This window comes from Shewanella sp. MF08487 (assembly GCF_050848685.1).
GTDB lineage: Bacteria > Pseudomonadota > Gammaproteobacteria > Enterobacterales > Shewanellaceae > Shewanella > Shewanella glacialipiscicola.
Map to the genome: position 1 here is coordinate 1 of NZ_JBOZPB010000067.1, position 840 is coordinate 840.

The 840-nt window shown below is 42.3% G+C and carries 1 protein-coding gene; it reads left to right on the forward strand.

Annotated elements, in window-relative coordinates:
• Positions 1-47: 47 nt before the first annotated feature.
• On the forward strand, positions 48-806 hold the full coding sequence (locus tag ACRN9H_RS19660; protein WP_432315886.1) for an IS5-like element ISSod6 family transposase: 759 nt from the start codon (positions 48-50) through the stop codon (positions 804-806).
• The last annotated feature ends 34 nt before the right edge of the window (positions 807-840 follow it).

Here is an 840-nt window from a genome sequence, read left to right on the forward strand (position 1 = left end):
CAAGACGTTATAATTTGCTTCGCCAAAAGTAACCATAACCTCAAGCCATGCCAAGACTTATGCTAACCGATGAACGCTGGGAAAAGCTATTTCATTTAATGAAAAGCACAGGCCGTGTTTATGACAAACCTGAACATAGACAAACATTCGAAGGTATTCTTTACCGCCTAAGAACAGGTATCCCTTGGCGAGACTTACCTAAAGAGTTTGGTCATTGGAGCACGGTCTTTAGACGGTTTCATTTATGGTCTAAGAAAGGCGTTCTAGCACATTTATTCAAGGCTTTAGCCAACCTTGCTGATATGGAATGGGTCTTTATTGATGGCTCGATAGTGCGGGCTCACCAGCACAGTGCAGGTGCAGCGACGCTAAGTAATGAGAGTATTGGTAAAAGTCGAGGCGGTAATTCAACCAAAATTCACTTAGCCGTCGACAGCGGAGGATTACCGATTTATTTCGAATTATCAGAAGGTCAAAAACACGATATTACACACGCCCCCAGCTTAATTGAACACCTGAAGCAGGTTGATACCGTCATTGCAGATAAAGGTTATGACAGCGATGCTTTTCGTGAACTTATCGCAACTAAAGGCGGGAAATCTGTTATTCCAAAGCGCCGCTATAAGAATACACCTCAAGAAAAAGTCGATTGGTGCTTATATCGGTATCGACATTTAGTGGAGAATGCTTTTGGAAGAATTAAACACTATCGAGCAATATCAACAAGATATGACAAGCTAGCAAGAAATTACGCCAGTATGGTGTCACTGGCGTTTATGTTAATGTGGCTGCCGATGTATTGCTGAGCAACATTTGTACAGCAAAGATCAACAGACCCTA

Coding starts and splice junctions, on each gene's coding strand:
- ACRN9H_RS19660 (WP_432315886.1), top strand. CDS start 48: ATGCCAAGACTTATGCTAACCGATGAACGCTGGGAAAAGCTATTTCAT.